The organism is Streptomyces sp. NPDC050423, from assembly GCF_040655445.1.
In the GTDB taxonomy this organism is placed as follows: domain Bacteria; phylum Actinomycetota; class Actinomycetes; order Streptomycetales; family Streptomycetaceae; genus Streptomyces.
Window position 1 is genome coordinate 61,256 of sequence record NZ_JBFAJY010000037.1, and the last position, 23,553, is coordinate 84,808.

Consider the following 23,553-nt stretch of genomic DNA (forward strand, 5'->3'; position numbering starts at 1 on the left):
CATGAAGGACATGTCATGACCGACAAGAACAACCTCAGTGACCGGACCGTCGTCATCACCGGCGCCGCCCGCGGCCTCGGTGCAGAGGCCGCGCGCCTCGCCGTGGCCGGCGGGGCGAACGTCGTGATCACCGACGTCCTGGACGAGGAGGGCGCGGCCACCGCCGCAGGGCTCGGCCCGAAGGCCCGCTTCCACCACCACGACGTGACCTCCGAGAGCGACTGGCAGCGCGTCGCCGAATTCGCCGTCGCCGAGTTCGGACGGATCGACGGCCTGGTCAACAACGCCGGCGTCTCCACCGGACAGCCGTTGGAGACCGAGACGGTCGAGCACTTCCGCAAGGTCATCGACATCAATCTGACGGCCGTCTTCATCGGCATGAAGACGGTGATCCCGCTGATGAAGGAGAACGGCGGCGGCTCGATCGTCAACATCTCCTCGGCCGCCGGGCTGATGGGCCTGGCCCTGACCTCCAGCTACGGCGCGTCGAAGTGGGGCGTGCGGGGGCTGACGAAGGTCGGGGCCGTGGAGCTCGGCACGGCGAAGGTGCGGGTGAACTCGGTGCACCCCGGCATGGTCTACACGCCGATGACCGCCTCGGTCGGCATCCAGCAGGGTGACGGCAACTACCCCAACACCCCGATGGGCCGGGTCGGGGAGGCCGGCGAGATCGCCGAGGCCGTCGTCTTCCTGCTCTCGGACGCCTCCTCCTACATCACCGGCGCCGAACTCGCCGTGGACGGCGGCTGGACCACGGGACCGACCGTCAAGTACGTCATGGGGCAGTGATCCTCCGCGCCGGTCTGCTGTTGGATGAGGTGCATGACACCCTCTGACGAGATCCTGGACATCGTCGACGAGAACGACGAGGTGGTCGGGCAGGCCACCCGCGGCGAGGCGACCGCGCGCGGCCTGCGCCACCGCTGTGCGTTCATCGAGGCCAGGGACGCCGACGGCCGGATCTTCGTGCACCGCAGGACCGCCACCAAGCTGGTCTTCCCCTCCCACTACGACATGTTCGTCGGCGGGGTGGTCGGCGCGGGCGAGACGTACGACGAGGCGGCCCTGCGGGAGGCCGAGGAGGAGCTCGGTGTCACGGGGCTCCCCCGCCCCGAGCCGCTCTTCAAGTTCCTCTACGAGAGCGACGGGCACAGCTGGTGGTCGTACGTGTACCAGGTGCGGTGCGAGCTGCCGGTGAAGCCACAGGTGGAGGAGGTCGCCTGGCACACCTTCCTCACCGACGAGGAGCTGATCCGGCGGCTCGGCGACTGGCCGTGGGTGCCGGACGGCCTTGAGGGCTACCGGCGGCTGCGGGCGTTCCGCGAAGCATCCTGAACCGGCCCGCACCGTGCACCGAAGTGGCGGATAAGGTCCGGACGTGAACGAATTCGTACAGAGCCTGCGGCTGTGGTTCGCGCCGCAGCGGATCCGCGACGAGGGCGACACCCCCGACTACCGCTTCTCGCTCGCCAACGAGCGGACCTTTCTCGCCTGGATCCGGACGGCTCTCGCGCTGATCGGCGGCGGATTCGCGGTCGATCAGTTCCTGCCGGGGCTCTCCTGGGGGGTCCGGGCCGGTCTCGCGCTGGCCCTGCTCGCGGCCGGTGTGCTGTGTGCCCTGCGGGCGGTCAATCACTGGGTGCGCTGCGAGCGGGCCATGCGGCGGGGCGAGGATCTGCCGGTCTCCCGGTTCCCGACGCTGCTGAGTCTCGCGGTCGCCGTCGTCGCCGTCGCGATGGTGGTGGTGGTCCTCTTCCGCTGGGAGGGGCGGTGAGCGCCTCGGAGCGCGATCCCGGCCTGCAGCCGGAGCGGACCAGGCTGGCCTGGCGCCGCACCACACTCTCCTGCACGGTGGTGGCGCTGCTGGCGGGCAAGCAGGCGCTGCACGGCGGTACGGGCCCGGCCGGGCCCGTCGCCCTGTCGCTGAGCGTGCTCGCCTGGCTGGGCTTCCTGCGGGTGGCGAACCGCCGGGTGCAGGGCATGGGCACCGCCCGTCCGCGGCAGCTCGGGGCGCGCGAGGCCCTGACGGCGACGGCGTGCACGGTCGCGCTGGCCGTGTTCGCGGTGGCCATGCTCTTCTGAGGGTTTGCCCGAGGCTTCTCCGGGGCCGTTCGGGGCCCGGCGGCCGGTCCCGTCAGCCGTCCCAGTCCACGGTGACGACGATCTTGCCGCGGGTGCGCCCCTGCTCGTTGAGCCGGTGGGCCTCGGCGGCCTGTGCCAGCGGGAAGACCCGGTCGACGTGGACCGTGACGATGCCCCGCTCGGCCAGCTCCGCCAGGTGCGCCAGATCCTTGGCGTCGGGCCGTACGAAGGCGTACTTGCCGCCGTACGAGAAGACCTCGGCGTCCGTGATCGAGGTCAGCCGCCCGTCCGGTGCGAGCGTCTCGGCGGACACCCGCAGGGCCTCCCCTCCCACGGTGTCGAAAGCCGCGTCGATCCCGTCCGGGGCCAGGGCCCGCAGCCGGTCGGCGAGCCCGTCCCCGTACTCCACCGGTTCCGCGCCGAGCTGGCGCAGATGGTCGTGGTTGTGCGCGCTCGCGGTCCCGATGACCCGGCAGCCCGCGTGGCGGGCGAGCTGGACGGCCAGCGAGCCGACACCGCCCGCCGCCGCGTGGACGAGGACGGTGTCACCGCTGCGGATCCGCAGCGACCGGTGGAGCACCTGGTACGCGGTGAGGCCGGCGAGCGGCAGTCCCGCGGCCTCTTCGAAGCTCAGGCTCAGCGGCTTGCGGGCGAGGGTGCGCACCGGGGCGGCGACGTACTCCGCGAACGTGCCGCGGCTGAGGAAGTCCTCCCGCACGTACCCGATGACCTCGTCGCCGACCGCGAACTCCTCGACCGCGACTCCGGGCTGCACCACCACCCCGGACACGTCCCAGCCGGGGATCACCGGGAACACGGCCTCCAGGGACCCGTCGAGCAGGCCCTCGCGGGCCTTGCGGTCGACCGGGTTGACCGCCGCGGCCCGCACCTTCACCAGGACGGTGTCGGGGCCCACCTTGGGATCGGGCCGCTCGCCGTACTCCATGACCTCGGCCCCGCCGTACGCGCTGTAGCTGATCGCCTTCATCCTTCGACCATCAGCGCGGGACGGGAGGGGCGCAAGTCATGCCGCGGCGGCCCCGCCCGTCCGGCGCCGGGCTCTCACCAGCGCGGGATCGACGGCGTCCGCCACTCCGGCTCGGCCTTGCGCATCGCGGCGGCGTCGTCGCGCTCGCGCATCGTGCCGTCGTCGTCGAGCCAGCGGCGGTGCAGTTCGGCCAGGCGCTCCCGGTCGAGCTCGACTCCGAGGCCCGGCGCGTCGGAGACGGTCAGCCGGCCGTCCGCGAAGACATGGCGGGTGGTGATCACGTCCTCGGTCTGCCAGGGGTAGTGGCTGTCGCAGGCGTAGTCGAGGTTGGGGACGGTGGCCGCGACATGCGTCATGGCGGCGAGGCTGATGCCGAGGTGGGTGTTGGAGTGCATGGAGAGCCCGACGCCGAAGGTGCGGCAGATCCCGGCCAGTTCGCGGGTGCGGTGCAGTCCGCCCCAGTAGTGGTGGTCGGAGAGGATGACCTGGACGGCGTCCCGGGCGAAGGCCTCCGGGACCTCGGCGAGCGTGGTGACGCACATGTTGGTGGCCAGCGGTACGCCGGTGCCGGCGGCGACGGCGGCCATCAGCTCCGTGCCGCTCGCCGGGTCCTCCAGGTATTCGAGTACGTCCTTGAGCTGCTCGGCGACGTACAGCGAGGTCTCGACGGACCAGGCGCCGTTGGGGTCGAGGCGCAGCGGCCGGCCCGGGAACGCCTCGGCCAGCGCGCGGACCGCGGCGATCTCCTCGTCGGGCGGGAAGACGCCGCCCTTCAGCTTGAAGGAGGAGAAGCCGTAGTCGCGGGCGAACCGCCGCGCCTGGGCGACGACCCCGGCCGGGTCGACCGCCGCTCCCCAGTCGTCCCGCTCGCCGCCCTCGGGGTGCTCCGCCCAGCGGTAGAAGAGGTAGGCGCTGTACTCGACGGTGTCGCGCACCTTGCCGCCGAGCAGTGCGTGCACGGGCAGGCCGAGGGACTTGCCCAGCGCGTCCAGGCAGGCGACCTCGAAGCCGGACACCACCGAGAGCCGCAGTTTGTCCGCGGTCTGGACGCCGCGCAGCCCGCCCGCGTCGACCCGCTCGTCGGCGGCGCGTGAGTCCGCGCACACCTCGTCGGCGAGGGCGAAGAGGCCGTTCAGATCGCTGACCGGGCGTCCGGCCAGGGCGGTGGCGAGCGGCTCCGCCAGTTCGAGGTACTTGCCGTCGCCGTACGTCTCCCCGACGCCGGTCACTCCGCCGCGTGTGACGACCTCCACGACGAGGCGGGGGGTGTAGGGCTGGTGGACGCCCTGGGTGTTGAGGAGCGGCGGGTCGGCAATGAGGATCGGGGTCAGCCGGACTTCGTCGATCAACAATGCTGTATTCATACGTGAACTCTATTCAGAGATACGACTGAACGCCAGAGGTTCGGCCGCCGTTCGGACCGGACTGGACCCATACGGTTCCGGGAGCGCACTGGACGACATACCGACTGGTCGGCATCATGAACACCGACCGTTCATTCACCCCGGAGGTGCGCACGATGAGCCCAGTCCACCCGCCAGGTCTCGACCTCGACCGGTTGCGCGGACATCTCGACCGCGAACGGCCGGGTCTGGTGAACGGACCGCTCGACGCCAGGCTCATCGAGGGCGGCCGTTCGAACCTGACCTACGTCGTCACGGACACGGACGGCACCGGCCGCTGGGTCGTCCGCCGACCGCCGCTGGGTCATGTGCTGGCCACCGCACACGACATGAAGCGCGAGCACCGGGTGATCAGCGCACTGCACCCGACGGCCGTCCCGGTCCCCGAACCGCTGCTGCTCTGCGAGGACGACTCCGTCGTCGGCTCGCCGTTCTACGTCATGGAGTACGTCGAGGGCACCCCGTACCGCACGGCCGAGCAGCTCGCCCCGCTCGGCGCCGAGCGCACCCGCAGGGCCGTGCTCGGCCTGGTGGACACCCTCGTCGAGCTGCACGCCGTGGACCCGGCGGCCGTCGGGCTCGGCGACTTCGGACGCCCCGACGGCTTCCTCGACCGGCAGCTGCGCCGCTGGGGCAAGCAGCTGGACGCCTCCCGCAACCGCGAACTGCCCGGCATCGACGAGCTGCACGCGGCGCTCGGCCGCGAACGGCCCGCCTCCCCGGCCGCGACGGTGGTGCACGGCGACTACCGCCTGGACAACGTCCTGCTCGGATCCGACGACCGGATCAAGGCCGTGCTCGACTGGGAGATGTCGACGCTCGGTGACCCGCTGACCGACCTCGGCCTGCTGGTGATGTACAGCTCCGACCTCGGCCTGCCCGAGTCACCGGTCTCCACCACCAGCGGCGCGGCCGGCCACCCCTCCCCCGCCGAACTCATCGGGCGCTACGCCGAACGCTCCGGCCGGGACACCTCCGCCATCTCCTGGTACACGGCGTTCGCCTGGTTCAAGCTCGCCGTGATCCTGGAGGGCATCCACTACCGCTACACGCTGGGCCAGACCGTCGGCGGCGGCTTCGACCGCATCGGCGATCTCGTCCCCGTCTTCATCGCGCACGGCCTCACCACCCTCCAGGAAGGCTGATCACCCCATGGACTTCGCATTCGACGCCCGTACCGAAGAGCTGCGCGCCAGGCTGCTCGCCTTCATGGACGAGCACGTCCACCCGGCCGAGCAGACCGCACAGGAGCAGCGGGAGCAACTCGCGTCGCCGTGGGACACCCCGCGGATCGTGGAGGACCTGAAGGCCGAGGCGCGCGGGCAGGGGCTGTGGAACCTCTTCCTGCCGGACGCCGAGTACGGCGCCGGGCTGACCAATCTCCAGTACGCCCCGCTGGCCGAGATCCTGGGCCGCTCCCCGCAGTTGGCGCCGACCGCGCTGAACTGCGCGGCGCCGGACACCGGGAACATGGAGGTGCTCGCCCAGTTCGGCACCGACGAGCAGAAGAAGCAGTGGCTGGAGCCGCTGCTCGCCGGTGAGATCCGGTCCGCGTTCGCGATGACGGAGCCGGAGGTCGCCTCGTCGGACGCGACCAACATCGAGACCCGGATCACCCGGGACGGCGATGACTACGTCATCAACGGCCGCAAGTGGTACATCTCCGGGGCGATGAACCCGGCCTGCAGGATCTTCATCGTGATGGGCAAGACCGACCCGGACGGCGACGACATCCGCCGCCAGCAGTCGCAGATCCTCGTCCCGCGCGACACCCCGGGCCTGACCGTGAAGCGCGCCATGAAGGTGTACGGCTACGACGACCACTCCCACGGCGGTCACGCCGAGGTGGTCTTCGACGACGTGCGGGTGCCCGCGACGAACCTGGTCGGCGAGGAGGGCGGCGGTTTCGCCATCGCCCAGGCGCGGCTGGGACCGGGCCGCATCCACCACTGCATGCGGCTGATCGGCATGGCCGAGCGCGCCATCGAGCTGATGTGCCGGCGCGCGGTGTCCCGCGACGCCTTCGGCAAGCCGCTCGCCCAGCAGGGCGTGGTGCAGAACTGGATCGCGGACGCCCGGGTCACGGTGGAGCAGCTGCGGCTGCTGGTGCTGAAGACGGCCTGGCTGATGGACACGGTGGGCAACCGCGGTGCGCACACCGAGATCCAGTCCATCAAGATCGCCACCCCGCGTGCGGTGGTCTCCATCCTCGACCAGGCGGTCCAGCTGCACGGTGCGGGCGGCGTCAGCCAGGACTTCCCGCTGGCCGAACTGTGGGCCGCGGCACGGACGCTGCGCCTGGCGGACGGCCCGGACGAGGTGCACCAGCGGTCGCTGGCGCGGCGCGAGATCAAGAAGTACCTGTAGGGACCGTACGGGCGGGCCCGACCCCGGTACGGGCCCGCCCGGTATCCCTCAGTAGCCGCCGTACGGTACGTGGTCGGCGAGCGCCAGGTCGCGGGCGAAGGCCCGCACCCGCAGCAGGCACCGCGCGAGGAGACGGACGCCGCGCGGCCGGTGCGGCCCGTAGGCCACGGTCCACAGGGCGGGGACACGGGACGAAGCCTGGATGTGCGCCATGTATCCAGCTTCACCCCGTTCCCACGGTCGGTCCAACAGATGGATCGGCTGGCTGCGATCGATACGGTAGATGGATGGAGATACGTCAGCTCCGCCACTTCATGGCGGTGATCACGCACGGCAGCTTCACCGCGGCCGCCCGCGCCGAACTGATCGTGCAGTCCGCGCTGAGCACGTCCGTCCGCAATCTCGAACGGGAGCTGGGCGCCGCGCTGTTCGACCGGACGGGCCGCCGGGTGGTGCTGACCGAGGCGGGGCGGGCGCTGCTGCCGTCGGCCCGGACGGTGCTCGCGGGGACGGACGCCGCCCGCGACGCGGTGGCCGCCGTTTCGGGCCTGGCCACGGGGCGGGTGCGGATCGGCACGATCCAGACGCTGACCTGTGTGGACCTCGCCGCCGAGCTGACCGCCTTCCACCGGCTCCGGCCCGGGGTGCAGATCTCCTTGCGTGAGGCGACGACCCCGGAGCTGCTGGCGGGGGTGCTCGCCGGTGAGCTGGACCTCGCCTATCTGGCGCCGGACGCCGCCGAACTCCCGGCCGGCGTCGTGGCGTTCGCCTCCTGGCAGGAGGACCTGGTGCTGATCACCGCTCCCGGCCACCGGCTGGCGACGGCCGGGCGCACCCTGGTCAAGGACCTCGCCGACGAGCCGTTCGTGGACTTCCGGGCCGGGACCGGTCTGGAGACGGCGGTGCGGCGGCTCGCCGCGCACTGCGGTCTGGAGCGCCGGATCACCTGCGACGTCACGCAGATCCGGCTGCTCGTCGACCTCGTACGGGCGGGCATCGGCGTGGCGATCGTGCCGCGCCGGATCGGTGAGGACGCCGGACTGCCGTGCGTGAGTATCCGGCAGCCCGAGCCGGGCCGGACGGTGGTGCTGGTGGGCCGGGCACCCCGGCCGCGCAACCCGGCGGCGCGGGCGCTGCTGGACCGGCTGGCCGGCGACGAGGCCTGAAGGGGAACAGCGGCCGGGGCGCGCCTGCTGTGCAGGGCCCCCTCAGCGGCGCGCGTCCCGGCCGCTTCCCGGCCCGGCCTACGGGCGCAGGGCGCGCAGCAGCAGGTCGGCGAGGTGGTCGGCGACCTGCTGCTGGGTGAGCGGGCCGTCCGGCCGGTACCAGGTGGACAGGTGGTGGACCGAGCCGAAGTGGTAGTCGACGATCAGGTCCGCCGGGGTGGCCGTGGAGAACACCCCGCTGCGCTGTCCCTCTTCCACCAGGGCCCGGAAGCGCTCGTGGTAGCGGCGCCGCTCCATCCGTACCTGCTTGTTCTTCTCGGGGCTCAGATGGTGCATCGAGCGGAAGAAGATCGAGGCGTCGTCGAGGTTCTCGATGGTGGTGACGACCACGTCGGCGGCGGCGTCACGCAGCCGCTGCTCGACGGGCGCGTCGGCGTCCGCGAAGGCGTCGAGGCGCTCCTGCTGGAGCCGCAGGACCCGGGCGTAGACCTCCTGGAGGAGGTCCTCCTTGGAGCCGAAGTAGTGGTAGAGCGCGCCCTTGGTGACACCGGCCGCCTCGACGATCTCCTGGACCGAGGTGCGGTCGTACCCCTGCTCGGCGAAGAGCCGGGTGGCGGCGGCGAGCAGCCGCTGGGGAACGGGGATACCGCTCCCGTCCGTCGCCTTGGCCATAGCCGCCACCTTCCTTCCGTGCGGTGCGTGAACCGGTTCTGGTTCTAGCGGGGTGAACGCAGTTCCCGCCTCAGGATCTTCCCACTCGCCGTCTTGGGGAGTTCGGCCAGGATCTCGACTTCGCGCGGGTACTTGTACGCGGCGAGCCGTTCCTTGCAGTACGCACCCAATTCGCCGGGTTCCGCCGAGGAGCCGGGCCGCAGGCTGACGTAGGCCCGGACCGTTTCGCCCCGGTAGGCGTCGGGGACGCCCACGACGGCCGCCTCGCGGACGGCGGGATGGGTGTACAGGACGTCCTCGACCTCGCGCGGCCAGACCTTGAAGCCGGAGGCGTTGATCATGTCCTTCTTGCGGTCGACGACGTAGAGCCAGCCCTCGCGGTCCATGAAGCCGACGTCGCCGGTGCGCAGTTCGCCGTCCGGGAAGGCGGCGGCGGTGGCCTCGGGCAGCCGCCAGTAGCCGGAGACCACCTGGGGGCCGCGCACCGCGATCTCGCCCTGCTCGCCGAAGGGGACGTCCGCGCCGTTCTCGTCGATGATCCGCACGACCGTGTCCGGGCCGGGCACGCCGACCGAGAGGGTGCCGGAGACCGGGTCCACCGGCGCCTCGCGCTCGGGCGGTACGGAGGCGCAGGGCGCGGTGCACTCGGTGAGGCCGTAGCCGTTGCGGATGTACGGGCCGAAGCCGGTCCGGAACCTCTCGACGAGTGCGGGCGGCAGCGGTGCGCCGCCGGAGGAGATGACCCGGAACGAGGCGAAGTGCTCGGGCGTGACACCGGGGGTGGCGGCGAGCGCCATGAAGGCGGTCGAGGGGCCGACGGTGTAGGCGGGGCGGTGCTCGGTGAAGGCGTCGAGGACCACGCCCGGGTGGAAGCGGTACGCGAGGACGAGGGTGCCGGCGTTGGTGAGGCAGGCGGCCAGCTGGCACACCATGCCGGTGATGTGGAAGAGCGGGGCGAGGGCGAAGTAGGCGGAGCCCTCCGCGACGGGGTGGCCGGTGCGCTGGCGCTCGGCGTTGACCATGATGTTGCCGTGGGAGTTCATGGCGCCCTTGGGGGTGCCGCTGGTCCCGGAGGTGTAGCTGATCAGCGCCACGTCGGCGGCGGTGAGCTCGCGGCCTGCGGGGGCGGCGAGGCCCTGCCGGGCGACGGCCACCAGATCGTCGGCGTCGTCGGCGGCGGGCAGCCGGCCGAAGTTCAGCACCCGCTCGTCGTTCTCCGTCTGGAAGTCCAGCTCGCAGGCCGTGACGGCGATCCGGACGGCCGGGGCGGCTGCCGCGGTGTCCCGCAGGTAGGCCTCCCAGGCCCGGTCCGAGCAGATCAGCGCGGTGACCTCGGCGTCCTTCAGCACATGGCCGACCTCGCCGGCCTTGTACATCGGGTTGAGGGGGACGACGGTCGCCCCGGCCTTCCAGGCGCCCAGCAGCGCGAGCACGAACTGCGGCGAGTTCTGCAGCATGATCGCGACCCGGTCGCCCCGCTCCAGCCCCCGGGCGGCGAGGTGGCCGGCCACGGAGTCGGAGAGCTCGTCGGTCTCGCGGTAGGTGAGGCGCCCGTCGAAGTAGGCGAGCGCGGGGTGTCCGGGGGCGCGGCCCGCGGAGTCCCGGAAGGCGTGCACCAGGGTCTCGGCCGGGTGGACGGGGGCCCGCTGGGCCTCGCTGAGCAGCGGGAGCCAGGGCTTCGCCGCGTAGATCGACTCGGTCATGCGCCGGTCGCCTCCCACTTGCGCTGGAGGTGGTTCATGCTGCCGAGCCACTGGTCGGTGTCCTTGGCACGGGCCCGGTAGTACCCGGCGACCTCCGGGTGCGGCAGGACGAGGAAGCGGTCATCGGCCATGGCCGCGAAGAGCGCGTCGGCGACGTCCTCCGGCTCGATGGCGCTGGGGGCGAGCACGAGCTCCCCGGCGGATCCGGCGGCGGTCAGCATGTCCGTACGGACGCCCTGCGGACAGATCGCGTGGACCTTGACACCGCGGTGGCCGTAGGTGAGGGCGAGCCATTCCGCGAAGGCGACCACGCCGTGCTTGGTGACGCTGTACGGCGCCGCGCCGATCATCGTGAGCAGTCCGGCGGCCGAGGCGGTGGAGACGAACCTGCCGCTGCCGCGCTCCAGCCAGTCCGGGAGCAGCGCCCTGGCCGCGCGGACGTGGGCCATCACGTTGACGTCCCAGGCGGCGGCCCAGACCTCCTCGTCGGCGAAGACGTCGCCGGGCGAGGCCAGGCCCGCGTTGGCGCAGTAGACGTCCACCGTGCCGTCCAGGGCGTCCCGGGCGGCGTCGACGATCCGTGAGGCGTCACCGGCCACGGCGACGGCGCCGATCTCCTCGGCGAGCGCCGTGATCCTGGCCTCGTCGAGGTCGTTGACCACGACCCGTGCGCCCTCGGCGGCGAATCTGCGGGCCAGCGCGGCGCCGATGCCGCCCCCGGCTCCCGTGACCACTACGCCCGCGCCCTGCACCGTACTCATCGGTCCCGCCTCTCTCAGCCGACTGCCTCAGCAGACTAACCAGTCGGTATGTCGTCGGGGAAGGGTCTGACGCGACTCATGCGTCACTCCCGTCACATCCGTCCCGTCCTGCTCGTTCCCTGCGGCCCGTGTGCGCGCTAGCGTGCGTGACCATGACAGATGTCGCGATCATGGAGGTAGCCGAATGAGCCTGACCAGACGTGGTTTGCTGGCCGCCGGCGGTGCCGTCGGAGCCCTCGCGGCGACGGCCGCGTCGGCCGGACCCGCGGCCGCCGGTACGCCGCACGGAAACGGACACGGGCACGGGGGCGGCGGGCACCGCGGGCTCCTCACGGGCTTCGACCGGCTCGCGGCGGACGGCTACGCGCTGCTGAAGGGCCGACGGGTCGGCGTCGTCACCAACCCGACCGGCGTCACCTCCGACGTCCGCCACATCGTCGATGTGATGCACGCGGACCGACGGGTGAACCTGACCGCCGTCTTCGGCCCGGAGCACGGCTTCCGCGGCACCGCGCAGGCGGGCGGCTCCGAGGGCCGGTACGACGACCCGGCGACCGGCCTCCCGGTCTACGGCACGTACCTCAAGAGCGGGCAGCCGCTGGCCGACGTCTTCACGGCGTCCGGCGTCGACACGATCGTGTTCGACATCCAGGACGCGGGCGCCCGCTTCTACACGTACATCTGGACGCTCTACGACTGCATGGAGGCGGCGGCCCTCGCGGGCAAGAGGTTCGTCGTCCTGGACCGGCCGAACCCGGTGTCCGGGCGGGCGGCTCTCGGGCCGGTCCTCGATCCGGCCTTCGGTACCTTCGTGGGCCGCCGGGAGATCGCCCAGGCCCACGGCATGACGGTCACCGAACTCGCCCTGCTGTTCAACGGGGAGTTCCTGGCGGACCGTCCGGCCGAGCTGGAGATCGTGAAGATGTCGGGGTGGTCGCGCTCGGACTTCTTCGACGCCAGCGGGCTGCCGTGGGTGCCGCCGAGCCCCAACATGCCGACGCCCGACACCGCGCTGGTCTACTCGGGCACCTGCCTGTTCGAGGGCACCAACCTCTCCGAGGGGCGCGGCACGACGCGGCCGTTCGAGCTGCTCGGCGCGGAGGGGATCGACCACACGTGGGCGGCCGCCGCGAACGCGCTCGGCCTGCCCGGGGTGGCCTTCCGTGAGGCGTACTTCGCGCCGACGTTCTCGAAGTTCGAGGGCAGGACGGTGGGCGGGGTGCAGGTGCACGTCCAGGACCGGGATGCCTTCGACCCGGTGCGCACCGGGATCGCGCTCCTGGTCACGGCGAAGCAGACCTGGAGCGGGTTCGCCTGGCGGCCGGACAACTGGATCGACAAGCTCACCGGCAACACCCGGGTCCGCACGATGATCGACGCGGGTGCGGACACGGATGAGGTCGTGGGGGCGTGGGCGAAGGATCTCGCGGCGTTCCGTGCGGTGCGGAAGCGGTATCTGCAGTACCGGTGAGGTGGTGCCGGGCGGGCCCGCGGAGTGCGGGCCCGCCCGACGGGCGGTTTTGTCCTCAATCGCCGGACGGGCTGGAATTGCCCGCCGGACGGGCCCTGGAAGGCTCGAGGGCGTGTTTCGAAAGTCCCGCCTGCCCGGCGGTGTCCGGCACGCACGCTCGCCGCGTTGTCGGGATCACCCCGATACAACCAGTATCGGGGCGACCCTCCGCCTTGCGATCGCACGCACCGGACACCGCCGGGCCCGCCCTTCGGACGGACGGCGCTACTTCCGAAACCCGCCCTGGCGGTGCGCCGGGAACTCCACGACCTGCTGGTACGTGGGGCGGTTCTGCCAGTGGATCGCCTTCTGCGCGATCCCGCCCAGTGCCCGGTGGATGATCGAGTCGGTGCACCACTGCTCACCGGCCTTGCAGTTGTCGTCGGCCGGGTAGACCTCGGCCGCCGGAACCGCCGCCGCCTGCTTCAGCGAGGACAGCAGCGCCGCACGGCAGCTGCTCAGATCGCCGTTGCCGCAGTAGGTCCTGGCCAGCGGTCCCTTGACCGGCTGCCCCAGCACCTGGCGCAGGTCCTTGTCGGCGAAGCCCCACCAGCCGTACTGGAAGGCCGAACCGCTGTGCGCGCCGCTCGGCCCGTGGCTGGCCGCCGGGGACTCGTCGGTGGCGAGGTTGGCGGTCAGCGCGCCGTACAGGTCGTCGCCGAGCCCCGGCCCGAACTCCGCGTCGATCAGCTTCGGCCACCACGCGTCCATGATCCGTACCGCGTCGGCGTAGGTGTACGCGTGCGAACCCGGGCTGCTCTCCTTGCGCTGGGCGCCCGCCGCCCGCCAGGAGTCCAGCTGCTGGACCACCGCGTTCAGCTCCGGGTCGGTGACCGGCTGGGAGCGGATCACCTTCAGCAGCTCGGGCAGCAGCTGCTCGCCGCGCAGATCGGTGAGTGCGGCGTCGGCCATCGCCCGGGTGAGGGAGGCGCGGGTCACGCCGCCCTCCTCCACCAGCTTCGACACCCGCCCGTCGAGCAGGTCGGCCCGGTGCACCGCGCTGAGCCCGAAGCCCGCGGAGGCGTACCCCTCGGCCTGCTTGTTGTTCCAGGACACGTAGTAGTCCTGGCCGCTGGAGTGCGGGTGCTCGGCGAACGGGGTGTACTCGGCGGTGTTGGCCGCCGGGTCGTATCCCTTCCACTCGTACGCCTTCTCGGCCTTGATGGGCAGCGCCGGGTCGACGCCCGGGGCGCGCACCGGGTTCATGCCGCTGTTGTAGTAGGCGGCCGTGCGCGAGTCGGCGTAGAACCAGTTGAACGCGTAGTCGATGTTGCTCGCCGCCTGCTGGAAGGAGGCGGCGTCGGTGACGTACGAGGGGTCGTTGAGCATCTGGAAGCCGATGATCGAGTCGGCCTCGTGCCGGTAGGTGGTGCGCAGCGAGGTGTACGCGACCGGCTTGCCGTCCACGGTGGCGCGGTGGGTGACGACGCCGTAGCCGGTGCGCCACACCCGCATCCGGTAGGAGCCCTTCGCCGTGGAGTCGGCGACGGTCGGGTTCCAGGAGTTGGTGCGCTCCAGCTTCTCCATGGCGGTGCAGTCGCCGTGGTCGAGGTAGTGCGTGGAGTTCTTGGTGGGCGCGGAGCCGTCGGGCTCGCACAGTTCGACGGTGTAGGTGTCAGTGATGTCCTGCCCGGCCGAGGTGGCGCTCCACGCGTAGTCCTGGCCTCGGCCCATCTGGATGTACATGCCGACACCGGCGAAGGAGACCCCGCGGGCGCTGATGCCGGGGCCCTGGATCTCCTGGAGCATCATCAGCTGCGGGGCGAAGTAGCCGGTCTGCGGGCCGAACACGGCGATCGGGTTTCCGCTCGCGGTGCTCTTGCCGGAGACCAGCAGGGCGTTGGACATGCCGCGCTTCTGGGCGCCGGAGCCGGAGCCGGGGAGCGAGCCCTCCGGGATGACCCCGTCGTCGTAGATGCCCTGGGCCTTCTTGAGCCCGGCCGGGGCCTTCACCGGGGCCTTCTCGTTGGTGCCCGCGGAGCCGGTGCGGTCGTAGATGACCGGCTCGGCGGTGACGGAGCCCGGGTCGGGCAGCGCCGTCCCGACGGCCTTGTCGGGCTTGTTCGCGTACGGGAAGGAGGTGCCGTCGTGGACGGTCAGCACGGCCTCGGGGTCGTTGCGCTGCCGGAACGACTCCCAGACCTTGGTGCCTTCGGCGACTCCGTACTTCTGCTGGGCGGAGAGCAGCGAGAGTGCCGCCTGTACCTCGCCGCCACCGCCGCCGCCGAACTGGCCGCCGACCACGGAGGCGATCGAGATCAGGTCGGTCAGCTCGAACGGCTGGATCTCACCGACGTTGGTGATGGCGTCGATCTTGCCGGTGAGGACGTACTCGCCGGGGAAGTAGCGGCCCTTCTTCGACTTGTCACGGTAGGAGTTGATGCCGTCCACATAGGCCTGGGCGTCCGCCATGGCCTGTTCGCCGCGGGGGCCCTCGTGGGTCCTGATGTACTCGACCTGGGCCTGGAGATCGGCCTCGGTGTACGGGGCCTGCGGCCAGAACTGCTGCTCCAGGCCCTGGTTGGCGAGCGCGCCGCCGGCGAACGAGGTCAGCTGCCCGCGCCCGATGTGGCGGAAGAGGTCCATCAGCCAGAGCCGGTCCTGCCCGGCCGCGAATCCGGCGCCGAACTCGGTGCCGTAGCGGGTGGTGCCCTTGATGTGCGGGACGCCGGACACCTTGTCGCGGGTGATGGTGACGTCGTCGCGGGGCGAGGTGACGGACTCGACCTGGTCCTTCGGGACGCCGAACGAGGCGTCGTTGAAGAAGTCGGTCAGCTTCTGGTCGGTGAGGCCGGTGTGCCCGGCGACAAGCCCGTCGTAGCGGTCGAGCTGGTCGTCGCTGTGCGCGGGATGGGTGCCGAACGCCTTGTTGCCGAGGATGTCGACGAGGGTGGCGTTGCCGTTCTCGCCCGGCGGCAGGATGTCGTCGCACTGCCCCTGGCAGTAGTCGGTGACGGGTACGGGATCGGGCTCGGCGGCGCCCGCGTGGGGCGCGGTGGCCAGCAGAGAGGCACCGAGTGCGAGAACGGCCGCGATCGTGGCGGCTCGGAACTTGCCGGTGCGGGCGGAAGTGCCGGTGCGTGGGGACATGCATGCTCCTCGGAGAGGCCGATGCGCCGGAGGTTACCGGCGGTATGACCCGTCGGTAAGGTGAACATCGGTCACCTTTTCCGAATCGCCACATGCGCTCGCATGACGATCGGTCATCTCACCCAATGGACGGCCGCGCCCTTGGATGGAGCCGATCCGGGCAGTCGTACGTCTATTCAGTGACGCCGATGTTCGGGCGACGGAGTACGAGCGACGGAGGTGGCGGAGCAATGGCCGGTTTCCGGAGTCTTGCGAGACAGGTCCGCGATCCGCGGAGCGACCTGGCACTGCGGCGGTACTCGCTGCGCAAGTGCCTGGAGCGCTTCGCCCCTTACGGGCACCGGGCGACCTGGCACCACCTGTGCGCCCGGCACGGAATCGGGCCCGAGGACCGGGCCCCCGATCCGGTGCGCCTCATGCGCGCGCTGGAGGAGCTGGAGACGGCCCGCGCGGTCTGGCTGGGCTACGAGGCGGGGTTCGCCGAGCGCCGCCGGCGGGAGAAGCACGACGGACTGCGCCGGCCGGGCGCGTTCGACGACTGGCACCGGCGCACCTGGGGCGGTAACGGGGTCGCGCGGTGCGACGACCCGGCCGTCCACCCGGCGGCACCGCTCGCGGAGGTGCTGGCGCGGCTGATCTCCGCCCTGGAGTCGGAGCCGGGCACCGGCTGCCCGGTGTGCGCGCAGGCCCGGATCGCCTGGCGGCAGGACCTGGACAGCGAGCCGTGGTCCGGCCCGGTCTGCACCGGGTGCGGGATCGCGGTGCCGCGGCCCGTACTCACCCGGGCGGCACTGGCGAAGGCCCGGCGCACCCGGATCGACGACCTGGCGTCGGTGGCCTGAGGGACGGAGCGGCCCGCCCGGCGTCCGACGCGGCACGCGACTGCCGGACGGGCATCACCCACACCCCGGCCGGCCCCCTCAGCAGCCTCCCGGGGCCCGCTTCGTGACCTTGCCCGGCATCAGGCGCGAACCGCTGATCCGCTCACCGGAGATGTCGTCCGGGTTGGAGAGCACACAGGTCTCCAACGACAGGCAGCCGCAGCCGATGCAGTCGGCGAGATGGTCGCGCAGCCGCGCCAGCTGTTCGATCCGGTCGTCCAGCTCGGAGCGCCACGCCTCGGAGAGTCGCGCCCAGTCGTCGCGGTTGGGGGTGCGCTCCTCCGGGAGCTCGGCCAGCGCGTCCCGGATGGTGGCGAGCGGGATGCCGACCCGCTGCGCCGCACGGACGAAGGCGACCCGGCGCAGCGCGTCCCTGGTGTAGCGGCGCTGGTTGCCACTGGTGCGGCGGCTGCCGATCAGGCCCTTGGCCTCGTAGAAGTGCAGGGCCGAAACCGCGGCGCCGCTGCGCGCGGAGAGCTGGCCGACCGTGAGTTCATGCAGCGTCTGTGGGATCTGGGGCACCCCTCCAACCCTACGTGTCCGGTTCCCGGCCGGTCCGTCGTTGACAGGAACGCACCCGCGAACCATGCTGAGCAAGCGCTTAGACAGGACTTGGGCACGGCCTGGGACGGATTGGCCGGGAGCGGGAAGGCAGGGACCAGGAACATGGCAGAGCCGAGGATCTTCACCTCCGCGCAGGAGCTGCGTGACGGAGTGGGCGAGCAGTTGGGACACAGCGACTGGCTGGAGATCGAGCAGAAGAGGATCGACCTCTTCGCGGACGCCACCGGCGACCACCAGTGGATCCATGTGGACCCGGAGCGCGCCGCGACCGGGCCGTTCGGCACGACGATCGCGCACGGCTACCTGACGCTCTCGCTGCTGCCGGCGCTCGTGCCGCAGGTCATGCGGGTCGAGGGCATGAAGATGGGCATCAACTACGGGACCAACAAGGTCCGCTTCCCCTCCACGGTGCCCGTGGGATCGCGACTGCGGGCGACGGCCGTCCTGAAGAGCGTCGAGGAGGCGGGCGGCGGCGTACAGGTCACCGCGGTCGTCACCGTGGAGCGCGAGGGCGGCGACAAGCCCGCCTGTGTGGCCGAGTCGGTGTCGCGCTACTACTTCTGAACGCCGCCGGGGGGCGACTGCGTCACCGTCCGGCCCCGACCATGCGCAGCACGAGGCCGGCGTACAGCTCGCCGACCTCGTCCGGCGTCCGGCTGCCCTGGGCGTTGAACCACCGCGCCACGTCGATGCAGAGCGAGAGCACGGCGAGCGTGGTGCCCGGCACGTCGGGGACGTCGAACTCCCCCGCCGCCACGCCCTCGCCGATGATCCGGCGCACCACCGCGTCGCTCCTGCGGCGGAGTTCGATGATCTCGGTGCGGTGTTCCGCGCCGAGGGCGTCGAGTTCGTACTGGACCACGCGTGCGGTGGTGTGCCGTTCGGCATGCCACTGGACGAAGGACCGTACGGCGCGGGCGAGCCGCTCGGCCGCCGTGCCCTCACCGTCGGCCGCCGCCTCCAGGACGGACAGGGCGCGGTCGTGGCCGATCCTGCTGATCCGGTGGAGCAGCTCTTCCTTCGTCTTGTAGTGGATGTAGAGCGCGGCGGGGCTCATTCCGGCGCGGCCCGCGATGTCCCGGGTGGTGGTCGCGTGGTACCCGCGCTCGGCGAAGGCGTCGACGGCGGCGACGAGGAGCCGCCGGGCGGCCTCGGGCGTCACTTCGGCCCACGGCGTGTTCTCGCCGTCGGTCTCCTGCGCCGTGCTCATCGTCAGTGGCCCCTCTCAGTCAGCAGGACGAACACCATACCCCGATCCTGAGCAAGCGCTTAGGGGTCCGGTGGCTGAGATCGTCAGAGCTTCTGGAAGGGGTCGTGCTCGGCGAGGATCTTCTCCAGCCTGGCCTGGTCGACCCGGCTGACCAGCTGGCCCGCCTCCTGCCGGTCCCTGATGACCTTGGCCAGGGTGAAGCAGGACGTGACCAGGTAGAGGACGCCGATGGCGAGGAACCCGCGCACCCAGGCGTCCGCGTCGAGGAAGTAGATCCCGAGAGCCACCGCACTCATCGCCACCCCGAAGGATGCGACGGCCTGTCCGTAGAAGGCGGCGGTGCCCTGCTGCTTGACCGATGTCGTCTCACTCATGCCGCCCAGCATCCGGCGGCACGGCGCACACGACATCCGTCCGCGTACTCAGCCCGGTACTCAGACGCCCGTTCGAGGCGCGCGGCGGCGGGGCGTCTCAGAACGCGGAGACCCCGGTCAGCGCCCGGCCGATGATCAGCTTCTGGATCTGGCTGGTGCCCTCGTAGAGCGTCATCACACGGGCGTCGCGGAGCAGTTTGCCGACCGGGTACTCGTCGATGTAGCCGTAGCCGCCGAAGACCTGGAGCGCGTTGCTTGCGGCGCGGACGGCGGCCTCGGAGGCGAAGAGCTTGGCCTTGGACGCGGCGGTGGCGAAGTCCTCGCCTCGGTCGATCAGGTCGGCCACCCGCCAGGTGAGCAGCCGGGCGGCGTCGACGTCCACGGCGATGTCACTGATGAGCTCCTGGACGAGCTGGTAACCGGCGATGGACTTGCCGAACTGTTCGCGCTCACCCGCGTACCCGACGGCCGCGTCCAGGGCCGCCTGGGCGATGCCGACACAGCCGGCCGCCACCGACATCCGGCCCTTGGCCAGGGCGGACATGGCGATCGAGAAGCCCTTGCCCTCGGGGCCCAGGAGCGTGGCGGCGGGGACGCGGACGTCCTCCAGCACCACCTCGGCGGTCGCCTGGCCGCGCAGTCCGAGCTTGCCGTGGATGGTGCGACGGGTGAGGCCGGGCGTGTCGGTGGGAACCAGGAAGGCGGATACGCCCTTGTGGCCGGGGGTGTCGTTGGTGCGGGCGAAGAGCAGCACCACATCGGCCCAGGTGCCGTTGGTGATGAACATCTTGGAGCCGTTGATGACGTAGTCCCCGCCGTCCCGCACGGCCCTGGTCGTCAGACTCCCGGCGTCCGAGCCGGTGCCCGGTTCTGTGAGGCCGAAGCAGCCCACCGCGTCGCCCGAGGTCAGCCGCGGCAGCCACCGGCGCTTCTGCTCCTCGTCACCCCGGGCGGCGATGGTCTTCGCGACCAGGCCCAGGGAGACCGAGACGATGCCGCGGACCGAGGAGTCGCCGCGGCCGAGCTCCTCGGTCACCAGGCAGTACGCGAGGTGGTCGCCGCCCGAGCCGCCGTACTCCTCGGGGACGGTCAGCCCGAGGAAGCCGAGCGAGCCCAGCTTCTTCACGATCGACTTGTCGACGTTCTCGGCCCGGTCCCACTCGACGACGTGCGGGGCGACGTCACGGGCGACGAAGTCCTTGGCGAGCTGCCGGACGGCTTCCTGCTCCTCGCTGAGCTCCAGGTTCATCGGTCGGCCCTCCAGTTTTAATTAGCACTGCTAGTTTTATGACCTGGCCCTACTATGTGCCGCATGGCCCGCCCGCGCAAGCCCCTCCTCAGCAGAGACCGCATCGTCGCGACAGCGGGTGCCCTCGTGGACGCCGAGGGGCTCGACGCCGTCTCGACCCGCCGGCTGGCGGCCGAGCTCGGGGTGAGCGGGCCGTCGCTCTACAACCACTTCCGTAACAAGGACGAGATCCTGGACGCGGTCGCCGACGCGGTCTCCGCACAGGTCGATCTGTCGATGTTCGACGAGTCCGACAGCCGTGACTGGCGGGCCGCCCTGCACGACTGGGCAGTCTCCTACCGTGCGGCGCTCACCGAGCACCCGCACATCGTCCCGGTGCTGGCCCAGGGCCCCGGCCGCCGCCCGGCGGGCCTGCGGGTCGCGGACGCGGTGTTCGGCGCCATGGTCCGCGCGGGCTGGCCGCCCGCCCAGGCCACGTACATCGGCGCGCTGATGCGCTACTTCATCACCGGCTCGGCACTCGGCTCCTTCGCCCGGGGCTTCGTGGACGACGAGACCGCGTACGACCCCGCCGACTATCCGCACCTCGGCCAGGCCCACCTGCTGGCCGAGCGCCGCCAGCAGGTCGACGAGGGGGCGTTCGAGACGGGCCTGCGGGCGCTGATCGACGGCCTCGGCCTCCAGTACGCGCCGCCCGCGGCGGCCGGGACCGTTCGGCCCGCGCCGAAGCGTTCCTGACGCATCCTGGAACACATGGCATACCCCGACCCGGCCGCACCCCGGCTCGCCGCCCTGGCCGGCCTCCTCGCCGACGAGACCCGCGCCACCTTCTGCCTGGCCCTGCTCGACGGCCGGGCCTGGACCGCGGGTGAGCTGGCCCGGCACGCCTCGGTGGCCCCTTCGACCGCGAGCGAGCACCTGGGCAGGCTCGTCGCGGGCGGGCTGCTGGCCGAGGAGCGGCAGGGCCGGCACCGCTATCTGCGGCTCGCCGGCGAACAGGTCGCGCACCTCGTCGAGGAGCTGGCGGGCCGGGAGGCCCCCGGCACCGCCGCCCCACCGCGCACCCTGGGCGCGGCCGGCGCCGACAGCGCGATGGCCCGCGGCCGCACCTGCTACGACCATCTCGCCGGCCGCATCGGCCTCGCGATCACCGATGCCATGACCGTACGGGGGCTGCTGCGGCAGGACACCGGCTTCGCGCTCACCGACGCGGGGCTCGACTGGTTCGGCGCGCTGGGCATCGCCCTGGAGACCGGGTCCCGGCGTCCGCTCGTACGGAGCTGCCTGGACTGGACCGAGCGCAGGCCGCATCTGGCGGGGGCCGCGGGCGCCGCCCTGTGCCGCCACGTGCTGGAGGCCGGCTGGTGCGTACGGATCGGGTCGGGACGGGCGGTGCGGGCCACCCCGGACGGGGAACGGGCCCTGGCCGCGCGGCTGGGCATCGAGCCGGCCACCATTCGGTAGGCGCCGAAGCGTCGCGGCCTTACCGTCAGGCCCATGACGACTATCCCCGCCCCCGCCCCACGCTCCGACTGGCGGCCCCCCGCCGCCGCCTGCACCACCGTGGTCCTGTGGGCCTCCGCCTTCGTCTCCATCCGCAGCGCGGGCGAGGCCTACTCCCCCGGCGCACTGGCCCTCGGACGGCTGCTGACCGGCTCCCTGGCCCTGGGCGCGCTCCTGCTCGTACGGCGCGAGGGCCTTCCCCCACGGGCGGCCTGGCCGGGGATCATCACCTCGGGGCTGCTGTGGTTCGGCCTGTACATGGTGGTGCTCAACTGGGGTGAGCAGCAGGTGGACGCGGGGACGGCCGCCATGGTCGTGAACATCGGGCCCCTCCTGATCGCGCTGCTCGGCGCCCGGCTGCTCGGTGAGGGACTGCCCCGCCGGCTGGTGCTGGGCATGGCCGTGTCCTTCGCGGGCGCCGTGGTCGTGGGGCTCTCCATGTCGGGGAAGGGGAGCTCCTCGGTCCTGGGCGTGGGGCTCTGCCTGCTGGCCGCGGTGGCGTACGCGGCCGGGGTGGTCGGCCAGAAGCCCGCGCTGGGGCATGGATCGGCGCTCCAGATCACCACGTTCGGCTGCCTGGTCGGCACGGTGGCGTGCCTGCCGTTCTCCGGTGCGCTGCTCTCGGACGCCGCCGACGCGCCGCTGTCCGCGACGCTGAACATGGTCTATCTCGGCCTCTTCCCGACCGCGCTGGCGTTCACCACCTGGGCCTACGCGCTGGCCCGCACCACCGCCGGGCGGATGGGCGCCACCACCTACGCGGTGCCCGCGCTCGTCGTGCTGATGGCGTGGCTACTGCTGGACGAGGTGCCCGCACCGCTCACGATCGGCGGCGGGCTGCTCTGCCTCGCCGGGGTGGCGGTGTCCCGGATGCGTCCGCAGACTGGTCCGACACGGAGGAATCCGGTCCGGCCGATGGAGGGACCCCGTCATGACGCGGAGCGCCGAGCTGCGGACCGGACGTAGCAAGGGGACGAAGGCGAAGAAGAGGAAACCGGTGGCGGCCACCGGCGGCGGCCCGGCCCTGGTGACCCCCGGGGGCCCCTCCCACGACGCCTGGCGGGAGGACTACCCGTACGACGAGAAGCTCGGCCGCAAGGCGTACGACAAGTCCAAGCGGGCCCTCCAGATCGAACTGCTCAAGCTCCAGCACTGGGTCAAGGAGCACGACGAGCGCCTCGTCATCGTCTTCGAGGGGCGCGACGCCGCGGGCAAGGGCGGCACGATCAAGCGGTTCACCGAGCACCTCAATCCGCGCGGCGCGCGGGTGGTGGCGCTGGGGAAGCCCTCCGAACGCGAACGCTCCCAGTGGTACTTCCAGCGGTACGTGGCCCCTCTCCCGGCGGCCGGGGAGATCGTGCTCTTCGACCGGTCCTGGTACAACCGGGCCGGTGTGGAGCGGGTGATGGGGTTCTGCTCGACCCCGGAGTACCTCGAATTCATGCACCAGGCCCCGGGGTTCGAGCGGATGCTCGCGCGCGACGGCATCCATCTGGTGAAGTTCTGGTTCTCCGTCTCGCGCAACGAGCAGCGCAGCCGGTTCCTGGCCCGGCAGACCGATCCGGTGCGGCAGTGGAAGCTGAGCCCGGTGGACCTCGCCTCGCTCGACAAGTGGGACGCGTACACGGAGGCGAAGGAGCTGATGCTCTTCCACACGGACACGGCGGACGCGCCCTGGACCGTGGTGAAGAGCAACGACAAGAAGCGGGCCCGGCTGGAGGCGATCCGGCACGTGCTGCACCGCTTCGACTACCCGGACAAGGACGCGTCGGTGGCCGGGGAGCCGGACCCGCTGATCGTGGGCCCGGCCTCCCAGCTGTTCGAGAAGGGCGAGACGTCGGCCCGGCCGCTGCCCACGGGCCGGTCGCGCGACAGCCGCCGGCCAGTGCTCTAGGCCGTGTTTCGAAAGTCCCGCCTGCCCGGCGGTGTCCGGCACGCACGCTCGCCGCGTTGTCGGGGTCGCCCCGGTACAACCAGTATCGGGGCGACCCTCCGCCTTGCGATCACACGCACCGGACACCGCCGGGCCC

The 23,553-nt window shown here is 71.8% G+C and carries 25 protein-coding genes; 14 read left to right on the top strand and 11 right to left on the bottom strand.

All coding sequences use genetic code 11. The features are described 5' to 3' along the window. Positions 1-15 precede the first annotated feature (15 nt). From AB0I52_RS25055 to AB0I52_RS25070, 4 genes are read left to right on the top strand one after another with little or no spacing between them, the layout of a single operon-like run. Positions 16-789: a glucose 1-dehydrogenase gene (locus AB0I52_RS25055; protein WP_363076104.1), complete on the top strand. Its 774-nt coding sequence runs from the start codon at positions 16-18 to the stop codon at positions 787-789. 33 nt (positions 790-822) lie between these two features. Next, on the top strand, positions 823-1,335 hold the full coding sequence (locus AB0I52_RS25060) for an NUDIX domain-containing protein (protein WP_363076106.1): 513 nt from the start codon (positions 823-825) through the stop codon (positions 1,333-1,335). Between the two features lie 43 nt (positions 1,336-1,378). Continuing rightward, the gene (locus tag AB0I52_RS25065) at positions 1,379-1,774 is read left to right on the top strand and encodes a DUF202 domain-containing protein (RefSeq protein ID WP_363076108.1); all 396 of its coding nucleotides are present in this window, start codon (positions 1,379-1,381) and stop codon (positions 1,772-1,774) included. After that, a complete protein-coding gene (locus AB0I52_RS25070) occupies positions 1,771-2,082 on the top strand; it encodes a DUF202 domain-containing protein (RefSeq protein ID WP_363076110.1) in 312 nt (103 codons plus the stop codon). Before AB0I52_RS25065 ends, AB0I52_RS25070 begins: the two co-directional genes overlap by 4 nt. A gap of 52 nt (positions 2,083-2,134) precedes the next feature. Here the strand turns inward: AB0I52_RS25070 and AB0I52_RS25075 are convergent, their stop codons facing one another. After that, on the bottom strand, positions 2,135-3,070 hold the full coding sequence (locus AB0I52_RS25075; protein ID WP_363076112.1) for an NADP-dependent oxidoreductase: 936 nt from the start codon (positions 3,068-3,070) through the stop codon (positions 2,135-2,137). Between the two features lie 74 nt (positions 3,071-3,144). Continuing rightward, entirely contained in the window at positions 3,145-4,434 is a 1,290-nt protein-coding gene (locus AB0I52_RS25080; protein ID WP_363076114.1) for a glucarate dehydratase family protein, read from the bottom strand. Between the two features lie 155 nt (positions 4,435-4,589). Between AB0I52_RS25080 and AB0I52_RS25085 the strand changes: the two genes are divergently transcribed. After that, entirely contained in the window at positions 4,590-5,618 is a 1,029-nt protein-coding gene (locus tag AB0I52_RS25085; RefSeq protein WP_363076116.1) for a phosphotransferase family protein, read from the top strand. A 7-nt stretch (positions 5,619-5,625) separates the two neighbouring features. Further along, entirely contained in the window at positions 5,626-6,840 is a 1,215-nt protein-coding gene (locus AB0I52_RS25090; protein WP_363076118.1) for an acyl-CoA dehydrogenase family protein, read from the top strand. Positions 6,841-6,888: 48 nt separating this feature from the next. On the opposite strand, the gene AB0I52_RS25095 is transcribed toward AB0I52_RS25090, so the two are convergent. Further along, complete coding sequence (locus tag AB0I52_RS25095; RefSeq protein WP_363076120.1) at positions 6,889-7,053, bottom strand: hypothetical protein; 165 nt, start codon at positions 7,051-7,053, stop codon at positions 6,889-6,891. Between the two features lie 74 nt (positions 7,054-7,127). On the opposite strand from AB0I52_RS25095, the gene AB0I52_RS25100 reads away from it, so the two are divergent. Continuing rightward, the gene (locus AB0I52_RS25100) at positions 7,128-8,006 is read left to right on the top strand and encodes a LysR family transcriptional regulator (RefSeq protein ID WP_363076122.1); all 879 of its coding nucleotides are present in this window, start codon (positions 7,128-7,130) and stop codon (positions 8,004-8,006) included. Between the two features lie 78 nt (positions 8,007-8,084). Here AB0I52_RS25100 and AB0I52_RS25105 read toward each other — a convergent pair whose 3' ends face one another. Genes AB0I52_RS25105 through AB0I52_RS25115 form a run of 3 tightly spaced genes read right to left on the bottom strand, consistent with a single transcriptional unit; the run spans position 8,085 to position 11,142 of the window. Continuing rightward, the gene (locus tag AB0I52_RS25105) at positions 8,085-8,678 is read right to left on the bottom strand and encodes a TetR/AcrR family transcriptional regulator (RefSeq protein ID WP_363076124.1); all 594 of its coding nucleotides are present in this window, start codon (positions 8,676-8,678) and stop codon (positions 8,085-8,087) included. Positions 8,679-8,722: 44 nt separating this feature from the next. Next, positions 8,723-10,381 carry an AMP-binding protein gene (locus tag AB0I52_RS25110; RefSeq protein ID WP_363076126.1) on the bottom strand — a complete coding sequence of 553 codons (1,659 nt, stop codon included), beginning with the start codon at positions 10,379-10,381 and terminating at the stop codon, positions 8,723-8,725. Beyond that, positions 10,378-11,142, bottom strand: coding sequence for an SDR family oxidoreductase (locus AB0I52_RS25115; protein ID WP_362956417.1), 765 nt, complete (start codon positions 11,140-11,142; stop codon positions 10,378-10,380). The genes AB0I52_RS25110 and AB0I52_RS25115 overlap by 4 nt, the downstream gene beginning before the upstream one ends. A 184-nt stretch (positions 11,143-11,326) precedes the next feature. Between AB0I52_RS25115 and AB0I52_RS25120 the strand changes: the two genes are divergently transcribed. Further along, entirely contained in the window at positions 11,327-12,613 is a 1,287-nt protein-coding gene (locus AB0I52_RS25120; RefSeq protein ID WP_363076128.1) for a DUF1343 domain-containing protein, read from the top strand. A gap of 264 nt (positions 12,614-12,877) precedes the next feature. Here the strand turns inward: AB0I52_RS25120 and AB0I52_RS25125 are convergent, their stop codons facing one another. Then, positions 12,878-15,742 (bottom strand): penicillin acylase family protein, encoded by a 2,865-nt coding sequence (locus tag AB0I52_RS25125; RefSeq protein ID WP_363076130.1) that lies wholly within the window; start codon positions 15,740-15,742, stop codon positions 12,878-12,880. A 230-nt stretch (positions 15,743-15,972) separates the two neighbouring features. On the opposite strand from AB0I52_RS25125, the gene AB0I52_RS25130 reads away from it, so the two are divergent. After that, a complete protein-coding gene (locus AB0I52_RS25130; RefSeq protein WP_363076132.1) occupies positions 15,973-16,584 on the top strand; it encodes a hypothetical protein in 612 nt (203 codons plus the stop codon). Between the two features lie 78 nt (positions 16,585-16,662). Here AB0I52_RS25130 and soxR read toward each other — a convergent pair whose 3' ends face one another. Continuing rightward, on the bottom strand, positions 16,663-17,145 hold the full coding sequence (soxR, locus tag AB0I52_RS25135; protein WP_363076134.1) for a redox-sensitive transcriptional activator SoxR: 483 nt from the start codon (positions 17,143-17,145) through the stop codon (positions 16,663-16,665). A gap of 144 nt (positions 17,146-17,289) precedes the next feature. Here soxR and AB0I52_RS25140 point away from each other — a divergent pair, with 144 nt between their 5' ends. Next, positions 17,290-17,751 (top strand): MaoC family dehydratase, encoded by a 462-nt coding sequence (locus AB0I52_RS25140; protein ID WP_362956430.1) that lies wholly within the window; start codon positions 17,290-17,292, stop codon positions 17,749-17,751. Positions 17,752-17,773: 22 nt separating this feature from the next. On the opposite strand, the gene AB0I52_RS25145 is transcribed toward AB0I52_RS25140, so the two are convergent. From AB0I52_RS25145 to AB0I52_RS25155, 3 genes are all read right to left on the bottom strand, one after another. After that, the gene (locus tag AB0I52_RS25145; protein ID WP_363076136.1) at positions 17,774-18,397 is read right to left on the bottom strand and encodes a TetR/AcrR family transcriptional regulator; all 624 of its coding nucleotides are present in this window, start codon (positions 18,395-18,397) and stop codon (positions 17,774-17,776) included. 83 nt (positions 18,398-18,480) lie between these two features. Beyond that, positions 18,481-18,771, bottom strand: a complete 291-nt coding sequence (locus AB0I52_RS25150; protein ID WP_362956435.1) for a YiaA/YiaB family inner membrane protein — start codon at positions 18,769-18,771, stop codon at positions 18,481-18,483. A gap of 97 nt (positions 18,772-18,868) precedes the next feature. Continuing rightward, positions 18,869-20,020, bottom strand: coding sequence for an acyl-CoA dehydrogenase family protein (locus AB0I52_RS25155; RefSeq protein WP_363076138.1), 1,152 nt, complete (start codon positions 20,018-20,020; stop codon positions 18,869-18,871). 63 nt (positions 20,021-20,083) lie between these two features. Here AB0I52_RS25155 and AB0I52_RS25160 point away from each other — a divergent pair, with 63 nt between their 5' ends. From AB0I52_RS25160 to ppk2, 4 genes are read left to right on the top strand one after another with little or no spacing between them, the layout of a single operon-like run. Then, positions 20,084-20,758: a TetR/AcrR family transcriptional regulator C-terminal domain-containing protein gene (locus tag AB0I52_RS25160; protein WP_363076140.1), complete on the top strand. Its 675-nt coding sequence runs from the start codon at positions 20,084-20,086 to the stop codon at positions 20,756-20,758. Positions 20,759-20,773: 15 nt separating this feature from the next. Continuing rightward, complete coding sequence (locus AB0I52_RS25165) at positions 20,774-21,484, top strand: winged helix-turn-helix domain-containing protein (protein ID WP_363076142.1); 711 nt, start codon at positions 20,774-20,776, stop codon at positions 21,482-21,484. A 33-nt stretch (positions 21,485-21,517) separates the two neighbouring features. After that, complete coding sequence (locus AB0I52_RS25170) at positions 21,518-22,489, top strand: DMT family transporter (protein WP_363076144.1); 972 nt, start codon at positions 21,518-21,520, stop codon at positions 22,487-22,489. Then, complete coding sequence (ppk2, locus tag AB0I52_RS25175) at positions 22,455-23,417, top strand: polyphosphate kinase 2 (RefSeq protein WP_363076146.1); 963 nt, start codon at positions 22,455-22,457, stop codon at positions 23,415-23,417. Before AB0I52_RS25170 ends, ppk2 begins: the two co-directional genes overlap by 35 nt. The last annotated feature ends 136 nt before the right edge of the window (positions 23,418-23,553 follow it).